11 protein-coding genes are annotated in these 9,506 nt (G+C 46.9%); 7 read left to right on the top strand and 4 right to left on the bottom strand.

Going from position 1 to position 9,506, the window contains the following annotated elements:
• Nucleotides 1-94: 94 nt before the first annotated feature.
• Both ACR2PX_RS15570 and ACR2PX_RS15565 read right to left on the bottom strand, forming a co-directional pair.
• Nucleotides 95-748, bottom strand: a complete 654-nt coding sequence (locus ACR2PX_RS15570; RefSeq protein ID WP_434000273.1) for a hypothetical protein — start codon at nucleotides 746-748, stop codon at nucleotides 95-97.
• A 113-nt stretch (nucleotides 749-861) separates the two neighbouring features.
• Nucleotides 862-1,707, bottom strand: a complete 846-nt coding sequence (locus ACR2PX_RS15565; protein WP_434000272.1) for a hypothetical protein — start codon at nucleotides 1,705-1,707, stop codon at nucleotides 862-864.
• A 165-nt stretch (nucleotides 1,708-1,872) separates the two neighbouring features.
• Here ACR2PX_RS15565 and ACR2PX_RS15560 point away from each other — a divergent pair, with 165 nt between their 5' ends.
• From ACR2PX_RS15560 to ACR2PX_RS15540, 5 genes are all read left to right on the top strand, one after another.
• The gene (locus ACR2PX_RS15560) at nucleotides 1,873-2,331 is read left to right on the top strand and encodes a DUF3332 family protein (RefSeq protein ID WP_434000271.1); all 459 of its coding nucleotides are present in this window, start codon (nucleotides 1,873-1,875) and stop codon (nucleotides 2,329-2,331) included.
• A 236-nt stretch (nucleotides 2,332-2,567) separates the two neighbouring features.
• Nucleotides 2,568-3,191 carry a YceH family protein gene (locus tag ACR2PX_RS15555; RefSeq protein WP_434000270.1) on the top strand — a complete coding sequence of 208 codons (624 nt, stop codon included), beginning with the start codon at nucleotides 2,568-2,570 and terminating at the stop codon, nucleotides 3,189-3,191.
• 95 nt (nucleotides 3,192-3,286) lie between these two features.
• Nucleotides 3,287-3,787, top strand: a complete 501-nt coding sequence (locus tag ACR2PX_RS15550; RefSeq protein WP_434000269.1) for a GAF domain-containing protein — start codon at nucleotides 3,287-3,289, stop codon at nucleotides 3,785-3,787.
• Nucleotides 3,788-3,965: 178 nt separating this feature from the next.
• Entirely contained in the window at nucleotides 3,966-4,856 is an 891-nt protein-coding gene (locus ACR2PX_RS15545) for a DMT family transporter (RefSeq protein WP_434000268.1), read from the top strand.
• Nucleotides 4,857-4,919: 63 nt separating this feature from the next.
• The gene (locus tag ACR2PX_RS15540; protein ID WP_434000267.1) at nucleotides 4,920-5,927 is read left to right on the top strand and encodes a hypothetical protein; all 1,008 of its coding nucleotides are present in this window, start codon (nucleotides 4,920-4,922) and stop codon (nucleotides 5,925-5,927) included.
• A gap of 63 nt (nucleotides 5,928-5,990) precedes the next feature.
• Here the strand turns inward: ACR2PX_RS15540 and ACR2PX_RS15535 are convergent, their stop codons facing one another.
• A complete protein-coding gene (locus tag ACR2PX_RS15535) occupies nucleotides 5,991-6,548 on the bottom strand; it encodes a chalcone isomerase family protein (RefSeq protein ID WP_434000266.1) in 558 nt (185 codons plus the stop codon).
• 160 nt (nucleotides 6,549-6,708) lie between these two features.
• Here ACR2PX_RS15535 and ACR2PX_RS15530 point away from each other — a divergent pair, with 160 nt between their 5' ends.
• Together ACR2PX_RS15530 and ACR2PX_RS15525 are read left to right on the top strand one after the other, a co-directional pair.
• Nucleotides 6,709-7,011, top strand: a complete 303-nt coding sequence (locus ACR2PX_RS15530; protein ID WP_434000265.1) for a hypothetical protein — start codon at nucleotides 6,709-6,711, stop codon at nucleotides 7,009-7,011.
• Complete coding sequence (locus ACR2PX_RS15525) at nucleotides 6,953-8,140, top strand: TonB family protein (RefSeq protein ID WP_434000264.1); 1,188 nt, start codon at nucleotides 6,953-6,955, stop codon at nucleotides 8,138-8,140. Before ACR2PX_RS15530 ends, ACR2PX_RS15525 begins: the two co-directional genes overlap by 59 nt.
• Nucleotides 8,141-8,246: 106 nt before the next feature.
• Here ACR2PX_RS15525 and ACR2PX_RS15520 read toward each other — a convergent pair whose 3' ends face one another.
• Nucleotides 8,247-9,128, bottom strand: a complete 882-nt coding sequence (locus ACR2PX_RS15520; RefSeq protein ID WP_434000263.1) for a bile acid:sodium symporter family protein — start codon at nucleotides 9,126-9,128, stop codon at nucleotides 8,247-8,249.
• Nucleotides 9,129-9,506: the final 378 nt, after the last annotated feature.

Genomic DNA, 9,506 nt, shown 5'->3' with positions numbered 1-9,506 from the left:
ACACGTTACAGCTCGACCTTAAACCCTACACAAGAGTGGCGTAAGACATACTCCGGTATGCAGCCGTGTTGACGGTGTAGATAAACCCAGAGAATCACTGATTGTCGCAGGTTTTTAGTAGCGGTGTTAACTCAGTCTCCCCCAAAAAGTCTAAAATCAGTAGGCGAATTAGATAGTAGCGAAGAGTTTGGGGAGATACTGATGTTTCATCTTGATAAGACAAGGAGGTATCGACTGGGCAGCGGGTAAAAAGGAGGTCGACCTCTTTATACCATTCAGTATCTTTACAGGAATGATGAAAACTCTCAGAGACATTATTGTTCATGAGAATGGTGGTTAGAGAGTCATTCTCACTACCCTGATAGGGACTGGGTGGTTGCAGTATTATCGGTGGTTTTGTCGGTGATGGCGTTAAACCGAAATGAAGACCCAGCTTTTTGTCAGCAAAAATTTCTATAGATAATCCTTGTCCTCTAAGTTGACAGGCATTTTTCAGGTAAAGATTAGAATAGTTTACTTCAGGAGGGGTGAGCTGTTTACTCGCCTTTTCATGGTAAAAGGCAGTCAGTGTGTCTGTTTGCTGTTCGTAGTGAAAATCAAAAGTCAGACAACTGGCCTGAAAACAGACCTCTTTAACATAATGGCCATCAGGAAGACCTGTAGTTGGATCTGGACAGGTGCCGGCTCTGGCCGGGTAGGTAGCAACCACTGAAAAGAAGAAAAGTAATGTGAGCGACACTTTTTTCATTGGTTCTTTCCAGTGATAGAAGGTTGTAGGAAATCTGAATATGAAGTCAGATATGAATAGTAGAGACCTGAAGGCTCTGCAAGTTCGTCCAGCCCACATGAACTTCGCCAGCTCTATTTGCCCAAGGCAACAAAGATAATAACTGCGCTCATTTGGAAACCAAGCACACCTGCTGAAAAAGTCAGCATCCAGTCTCTCTGGAATTTTCGGCGGCTTAAGCCGGTATCGAGTGTCTGGAAATGCATGCTGCGTATTGTCTGGCAGTGTTTAGAGAGTGATTCATTTTCTAATTGGTCATAGAGCCAGTCTTCCAGCTTGGGCAGATCCAAAGGCCAGATTTTACTGCTCAGGGTCTTTTGATGCTGGTTAATGGTTTGTTGCATCTCCAGAAGGGTTACAGAGTGGCTCAATATCTCGGTGGCACGTAGAAAGCTTCTTGCATACCAGCGAATTAAGTCCTGCTCCGTGACAATATCTTCCGGCTTATCGGCCAGATTCCTTGCTCCCAGATCGACAAAGTCGACTGGATTCAAATAGTCAGCGGGGTCGTTGGCTTTATAGGCACTAAGACTGGCTTTTGAGACCGCAAGGGAGTCTGATAACTTTTCAACTTCCTGATAACGGGTTTGAAGATCCTTTATGGTCCCATCAACCACCCTGGAAGCCATGCACTTTTTTCCCGGTGCTTCGTCGCACCCCAGTAACAGCAGCTGCTCAATAAGACAGTTGGCATAGCGTTCCTTTTCTACAAACCCGCATTCAATAATCGCCAGACTCGCTGAGGGCGCAATGTAGTCGACAAGATCCAGAATGGTTTTGATGGATTCGAACTCGAATATTTTTGAGTAGTACCATGAGTCCAGATATGACTGATAAGGATGAATTGGGGCAGCAGAGCAGGGAGGCGATAACAGTAAAAACGGCAATAAAAAGATAGGGGCCAGTACTCTCTTTGACATAATTATCAGTGTGAGGGGGAAGTTCAATTCTGCCCGCTGCCTCTTGCAAGGCCCGTATTTATCACAACAATTTTGCGTTTCTTCCGTCGTGTATTTATTGAACGTATCCGTATAATGCGATCTCCTTAAATCATCTGAATAAGTTTCGAAGTGATGAAAAAGAAAATGTTTCAGGCTGCAGCTGTAGCAGCAATGGCTATCTCTCTGTCCGGTTGTATTGGGCAAATGGCGACCACAGGAACCGTGACCAAAATGAACCTGTCAGTCTCTAACAATGCCTGGGTACAGGAAGGATTCTTTATCCTGCTGCTGCCTGTAACGGCCGTTACTGCAACGATTGATGTTCTGGTTGTTAACTCTATCGAGTTCTGGACAGGTACGAACCCTGTCAGTGGTAAGCCCAGAATCACCGGCAGTGATCCCAAAGATATTCTGGTGACTCAGGACAATATTAAAGTGAAGTCTGTGTCTGAATTCGAAATTATTGCTGAAGTGACTGCCGATAATGGTTCTGTCGAAACGCTCAGACTGGTGCGCACTGACTCAGGTATAGATGTACTGAATCAGGATGGCATGAAGGTGGCAATCTGGACAGGCTCTTTGCCCCAGTCGTCTGACTCCTGAGTTTGACTGCAGTTCAGGTGAACTTCTGAAAAGATAATCAACACCGCACACTGAACATTGACTGAATAACGATAATAATGAAACGACCAATAGCTTTGCCCTGAGCCAGCTGCCGGGTTGGCAAAATCAGAGAGCTGATGAACTGTCAGTGAACTGAGTCTGCCCATCCGGTGGTCAAATGCCTTATCATAGCGCTCGAATTCTGTTTTTGACCTCACTCCGCCCAGAGGTGCCCAGTGGATATCAATCTGACCCTGAACGAAAGCCGTGTTATTGGTTGTCTTCTGGAAAAAGAAAGCACAACCCCGGACCAGTACCCTCTGACGCTGAACGCACTGGTCAATGCCTGTAATCAGAAAAGTAATCGTGAACCTGTACTTTCCCTGGACGAGGCTGATGTCAGAGCGACTCTGGACTCGTTGATCAGGGAGCGGTTTGTCAGTGAAGAAGGAGGGGCTCGTGTCAGCAAGTATCGCCATAGATTCTGTAATACCGAGTTTTCTTCTCTTCAGTTCACTGAACAACAAAGAGCTCTGGTTTGCTGCCTGTTGCTCAGAGGGGCGCAGACTCCCGGAGAACTGAGAAGCCGAACCGGTCGTATGGCCTCTTTTAGCGATGTGAAAGAAGTGGATCAGGTGCTTCAGGGCATGGCCAAGAATGAGTGGGTGATCCAGCTGGGAAGAGAAGCCGGAAAAAGAGAAGCCCGCTACGCCCATCTTTTTTCAGGTGAAGTGGATATGCCCACTGCCTCCGAGGTCAGTGCGGATGACAAGGCCAGAATTCGTGAGCTTGAACATGAAGTCACAGTGCTTAAGGCTGAGGTAGAGCGTTTGACAGGCTTGCTGTCTGAAAACATCTGAGATAGTGTGCCAGTTCTTTACGAACACTCTTTAACCAGAGAGTGTTGCTACTTATATTAATGGCCGTATCTGGCTGTTTCTGGATGAATGCTCATATGTTTGAAGCCGTTGAGATGCCTGAGGATAAAGCCAGCTTTTATCGAATTCTGGTAGCCCAGGCAAAGGCATTGACCGAGGGCGAAGACGATGCCCTGGCCAATCTCTCCAATGTTGCCAGCCTGTTGTTTACGACCATGGCTAAGGTTAATTGGGCCGGGTTTTATATCGCCCGGGGCAATCAGCTGGTGCTGGGACCGTTCATGGGTAATCCGGCCTGTGTTCGTATTCCTTTTGGTCGGGGTGTCTGTGGTACCGCTGCCCAGGAACAAACCACCCAGATGGTGGACGATGTGAATGCTTTTCCAGGCCATATTGCCTGCGATTCAGCCAGTCAGAGTGAGATTGTCATTCCCTTTTCGGAAGGGGGTGAGGTGAAAGCGCTCCTGGATATCGACAGTCCCATCACTTCCCGTTTTGATGAAGAAGACCGAAAAGGTCTGGAAGCTCTGGCAGAGCTTCTGGCTGAAAGGGTTCAGTTCGATCAGCTGGGTTACTGAGTCAGGCCTTTATCATCTGTTCCGAAATCTCAATGATCATGATGCCAATATTGGATTGGTAGGGATCCATGGTGAGATTTCGGAATGCCGTCATCAACGGCTCTGAAATGACTGAATTCTTTCATCTCTGAACGCTGTATACTGCCACGCTTTATCTTTTTCAGGGAGGAGGAAAGCAGTGGCTACCTGGATCTGGCTGACTTTAATGGCCGCAGTGGCTCAGGCATTTCGTTCGGCCGGGCAAAAAACACTTTCTGAACGTGTCAGTGTCTGGGGCACCACCTTTGCCCGTTATGCTGTCGCTCTTCCACTGGTCTGGATTTACCTGTTTCTGCAATTGCAATGGCAGGACTCTGAACTACCTGAAATCTCCTCCACATTCCTGCTCTACAGCCTTGGAACCGGGCTGGCTCAAATTGCCGCAACAGCCTTTATCGTTAAGCTGTTTCAGCTTCGTAATTTTGCTATTGGCATCATTTATTCCAAGTCAGAAGCAGTCCTTGTGGCGGTTCTGGGAGCCATTGTTTTTTCCCAGGTGCTTAGCTGGGCTGGCTGGGTGAGCGTGTTGTTGGGTATGGCGGGATTGATCTTCTTGAATCCACCCGGGCCGCAGAAAGGGTTTCGTTCGCTTTTCTCGATTTCTGCCGGTTATGGTTTGGCTGGTGGTTTCTGCTTTGCCATCACGACGCTTTGGGCCCGGCAGGCAAGTCTGTCTCTGGGTGTTGATCCGCTGGTTTCTTCAGCCTATACACTGGCCGTTACGATTGTCATGCAAGTGGTGATTCTGGGTGGTTTTATTGTGTTCAGAGAACCTCATACCCTGAGGAAGCTCATGGAGCAATGGCAGTTGAGCAGCACGGTTGGTTTTTTGAGCCTGGTGGGCTCCATTGGCTGGTTTACGGCATTCAGTTTGCAGAATCCAGCTCTGGTCAAAACACTGGGGCAGGTTGAATTTTTCTTTGCCCTGCTGATTTCGACCCGTTTGTTCAAGGAAACCCATTCTTTTCGGGAATACGGTGGAATGGCTCTGATTCTGGCCAGTGTCATTCTGTTGCTCTGGCTGGCCTGATTGATCAAATAGTAAGACCTTAGGTCGATAAATCTGTCATCAAGCTAACTGAGGTCGTTGGTCATGACAGTTTGTCGATCGCTCTTTCTGATCCTGATGCTCATGGTCAGCCATCTGGTCCGGGCTGAATTTGTTGAACTGCCCAAGGTGCCAGATTTCTCAGTTCTGCAGACGTATGAAGAAGCCATGCATCGGCTGTTTCTGGGGCGGGGAGAAGACTTCAAGAGAATCAGTACCGACGGAGGCGAAATTGATCAGGCTTACACCGCTCTGTTTGATGGAGCGCGCTGGTTCGTCAAGATCGTGAGAGAAGATTGTGCTGAATGCAACCAGATACGGTTTGAGAATGAGTGGCTGCTGAAAAAGAGCCTTGCCCGATACCGCTGGCTGGCCAAAGTGAATGCTCAGCTGGTCCTGCCGGATCGTGCGGCAACCTTTGTACTCAATCGCAAGCAACATTACATACTGAGTTACCCTCTGGTACCTGGTGTGACACTGCGAGCTCTTTATTATCAGCTCTATCTTGCCTCGCCCTATGCCTTGAACATCAAACAGAAAACACTGCTCCGCAGAGCTTTTTTCCGATATGGGCAGGTTTTGGCTCTGTCCCATTTTGATCCAAAGTTACCCGCCAGCGACAGTGCTGAAATGCTGAGTCGGGTGGTGCGGTTACACCTGCCAGATCGAAATGGCAGTAATGAAATCTATGATCCGGTCACGGATCGTATTTATCTGGTGGATCTGGCCGATACTGCCCAGCATTTTGGTAGGTCGGTTAAAGTGAATGCCGATCTTCAGGAATGGCTGGAAAGTCTGGTGGATATAGCCATTGATGCCCAGGCCAGAGACGGGTTTTATTGTGGTCTTTCTTATGAATGCATTGTGCATCCGCTCAAACAGTTTACCCGGGGTTATACCAGCAGCCTTCCTTTATATAAGCGCAAAATGGTGATGCAAATGATGGGCTCAATAACGGCGGGCTATCTGCATAAAGTGTGTGTCAGTGATTCACAGGTAGTCAGTTTTTGCCCTGCAGTGAGTATTATTGAGGAGCAGTTTTATAGTTACTAAGATTATGCCTCTTACTCACTCAGGCATGAAGGCAGTCAGTAAGACTGACTGCCGGTCAGGCGCTTAGCTACCCAGCATCTTGGCTTTGAGGTCCGTATCTGCTGGCTGGTCACCCAGCCATACACCCAGCAGGGCTTTACTGAAATCATCCCCTTCAATAGTGGTCAGCTTTTTCCCATTCTTGTAAACATCGACGCCCTTACCTGGGGTGACAAACATGACGAAGTCGTCACCTTTAACAATTTTTTCTTTGAAGACCTCAATAAAGGCAGTCAGTCGGTCTTTCAGAGGAGCGATGTTGCCACCGGTTGATTTGTCAAAACCTTCGTTCACTGCGTCTGTCAGTTTTTCTGAGGTGATCAGTTTGGAAGTGATATCCAGTTGAATGGCTACCGGAGTCTTGCTGTTGATGACGTTGCTTGCGTCGCTGGTTTTATTCTTGGTGTAGAGCGAGCCTACATACAGATCCATAAAAAACTTGGTTCTGATACCGGCACCATTCAGCTGGAGGGTTTGATTCTCCAGATTCAGTGTTTGGGAAATTTTTACACCGTCCAGTTCAATGGCCAGCACGTTCAGGCTCATAACAAGCGCTGAGATAAAGAGGAGTACTTTTTTCATAAATCTCTCCTGAAGGGAACGACGAGATGAGGGCGTAATATACGTTAACTGACGAATAACTGTTATAAGACAAATGTATCAATTTAAAGTCAGAGAGAGGTGTCGGGTCGAGCGGTCTCTCCTCAGTCAGACTTTTTTGGGAAAACACCCAGTATAAACAATGGATGAAAACTCAGCGGAGTCGTTTGGTAAAGATCGCTTTCTAACGTCTGTTCTGTATGGAAATGGTATCTGGTTGGCAAAAGGCAATATTATCAGTAGTATTTTCGGCAATCTCTTCGGATTGAGTTACCTGCTCTTTGAGTTGTTGTTCTGTGCAGGAAGTCCGGTTGTAGTGAGAATACCCGTGATTCCCGACAATCTGAAATCCAGTGATAAGAACAACAAATCGACCAGGGACCTCCATGCTGTCCAGACTTCTATTGCCCTTACTGCTTTTTCTATGTCAGTCCGCTCAAGCTGAGTCTTCGCTCAGGCTTAAGGGCATAGGCCTCTATACAGAACTCACTGCCAGCTACTATTACGGTGCACTTTATTCCAGCGCCAGTGGTAATCGTGATCAGGATATTTTGGCCGATGGGGTGCAAAATCGTATTGCTATGCGTGTGTCGGCAGATCAACTCAAGCCCAGACGGTTCTATAAACTCTGGAACAGCACTCTTGTGATCAATAACAGTGCTTCTGATCTGGAGTTTTTCAGTAATGAGGTGGTTGATTTTACAACGTTGTTAAAAGGACGGCTGATCAAAGGCGATGAGCTTGTTATTGAAGAAGTTGAAGGTAAGACTCGGGTCAGTATTAATGGTGTGGAAGCGCGCAGTTATGACCGCCCCGGTTTTATTAATCTGCTGGTTAGAGGCTGGGTGGGACCTTTGCCGCCTTTGCAGGCTTTCAAAAAAGATGTGCTGGGGCATTCCAGCGATAAAAAACAGATCGATTACCAGGCGCAGTTCGAAGTACTACAACCTCAACAGGATCGTTTGGAAATAATAGAAGGCTGGTATGCCGAGTCTATTCCGGAAACGGTGGATGAGCAGACGTTGGAAGTGGCAGAAGAAGTAGCCGTTGTTTCAGAGTCGGAAGTTTTAGTACCGACTATTGAAAGTGATTCTTTGTTGGAGGAGGCTCTTGTTCTATCGGAAGAGGATCAGCAAAAACTTGAAGAAGAAAAGCGTCTTCAGGCTGAACAATTAAAACGTGTAGAAGCGGAAAAAGCGAGACTGCTTGCTATTGAGCAAGAGAAAGAAAGGGAGTGGAAACTCATTCTTCAGGAGCAGGAAAAGCTTAGAAAAATCCAGGAAATTGAAGCTATTTATTACCAGGTATTGATCCGTCATGTGAATCAATATGTGAAATATCCAAAGCGAGCCCTGCTTTCTGGTAATGAAGGGGAGGTGAGGGTGAAGCTGGTTATCCATCAGGAAGGCGCGGCTCACGAAGCGATTCTACTGGAGGGATCGAAGGTCAGGGATCTTGATCGAGCGGCTTTAAAGGCGGTTGAAAAGGCAACCCCTTTACCTGAATTGCCGTTGGAGCTCAGTGAGCAGGAATACGAGTTTATTATTCCGTTTCAATTCAGCATTGCCGGCTAAGAAGGTTCAGATGAGTGCGCTCATTGGTTAATTTATCGAGTTTGATCAGAACCCTCTATTAAGAGGAGGAGGTTCTGATCAAATTAACAGCGTTAAGTCCGGTTCATCATGCTGGGGTAGTGCGCTCTATAGCGGGTTGTTTCTTTAACACAATGACAGTGAATAGAGACGCAGTGAAGAACATCAAAAGGCTATAGACGCTGGGCGGAATAGACATGGGGGTGCTTTGTAATATTGTTGTTGTGATGAGCAGTGCCAGTGTGCCGTTCTGCAATCCCACTTCCAGGCAAATAGTCCGCGCCTGAAGTTCATTTTTTATCAGTAATTTACCTGCCGCATAGCCCAGTATCATTGTCAGAACGTTCAGAGTCAGTGCTGCAGGGCCAGCCTGTACAATATAACTGATTACTTTATCTTCCAGTTCAAACACGATACTCAGAACAACCAGAAATAGAACGGTTGCCGAAAACTTGCTGACATAAGGTTCTACTGAGTTGGCAAAACCTTTCCACTTGTTTCTGATCCACATGCCTGCAAACACTGGAATGACGGTAATAGCCATCAACTTGATCCAGGTAGTAATAATAGGTAGCTCAAAGGAAGTGTCTCCATCGGTGTAGTAACCGATAGCCCATGTTCCAAAGAGTGGAATAGTGAAAGGTGTAATAAAGCCAATAATCGTCGTCAATGAAACCGAAAGTCCTACATCCGCTTTAGCAAGGTAACTGAACAGGTTGGAGGTTGTTCCTCCCGGACATAGAGAAAGAATAAACAGTCCAATGGCCAGCTCTCCCGTCAGTCCGGTGAGGGCAATAATAGCAATGGCAAACAGGGGGAGCAGAAGCATTTGGCACAATGCACCAACAATAAATCCTTTTGGTTGCTGAAGTACCCGTTTGAAGTCGTCTAGAGTCAGGCTTAATCCTACTCCGGTCATGATAAGGATCAGGGAGATCGGAAGACCTATTTGTATAAGAGATTGATACATAATGGTAGGCACCTTGTTTTTATTATTTTTGGGTTATGTTCGATGTTTTAGACAGAGAACACAATCAATATGTCCTCTGCATCAAAAGCGTTGGAAAACAATCGATGTTGATAGGCCGGAATGGGTTGCACTTTGTAGGTGTTCACCGAGGGTTGGCAGAATGCACTGCCTCTGTATAATGCGCTTCCACTGATCGGGGCATCGCTCTTAACGAGCACGCAGCAATTCATTGCAAACAACGTGAACAACGGTGATTGACAATCGAATCGAACCGCGTAGAATGCACCGCCGCTGAGACGGAAACGCAACGCTTCATAACTTGAACGGATGCGGTCACAGCGGGTTGAAAAGCTTCTTTCTTCTTAACGACTTTCGTTG

It is taken from the genome of Endozoicomonas sp. (assembly GCF_051008435.1).
In the GTDB taxonomy this organism is placed as follows: domain Bacteria; phylum Pseudomonadota; class Gammaproteobacteria; order Pseudomonadales; family Endozoicomonadaceae; genus Endozoicomonas_A.
Note: the sequence above shows the minus strand (reverse complement) of the source record. Positions and strands in the feature narration are given on the sequence as shown.

Bases quoted from the DNA above. Each gene is read 5' to 3' on its own strand.
- ACR2PX_RS15525 (WP_434000264.1), top strand. From the start codon at position 6,953: ATGCTGTCCAGACTTCTATTGCCCTTACTGCTTTTTCTATGTCAGTCC.
- ACR2PX_RS15520 (WP_434000263.1), bottom strand. From the start codon at position 9,128: ATGTATCAATCTCTTATACAAATAGGTCTTCCGATCTCCCTGATCCTT.
- ACR2PX_RS15530 (WP_434000265.1), top strand. From the start codon at position 6,709: ATGGATGAAAACTCAGCGGAGTCGTTTGGTAAAGATCGCTTTCTAACG.
- ACR2PX_RS15540 (WP_434000267.1), top strand. From the start codon at position 4,920: ATGACAGTTTGTCGATCGCTCTTTCTGATCCTGATGCTCATGGTCAGC.
- ACR2PX_RS15565 (WP_434000272.1), bottom strand. From the start codon at position 1,707: ATGTCAAAGAGAGTACTGGCCCCTATCTTTTTATTGCCGTTTTTACTG.
- ACR2PX_RS15535 (WP_434000266.1), bottom strand. From the start codon at position 6,548: ATGAAAAAAGTACTCCTCTTTATCTCAGCGCTTGTTATGAGCCTGAAC.
- ACR2PX_RS15570 (WP_434000273.1), bottom strand. From the start codon at position 748: ATGAAAAAAGTGTCGCTCACATTACTTTTCTTCTTTTCAGTGGTTGCT.
- ACR2PX_RS15550 (WP_434000269.1), top strand. From the start codon at position 3,287: ATGTTTGAAGCCGTTGAGATGCCTGAGGATAAAGCCAGCTTTTATCGA.
- ACR2PX_RS15560 (WP_434000271.1), top strand. From the start codon at position 1,873: ATGTTTCAGGCTGCAGCTGTAGCAGCAATGGCTATCTCTCTGTCCGGT.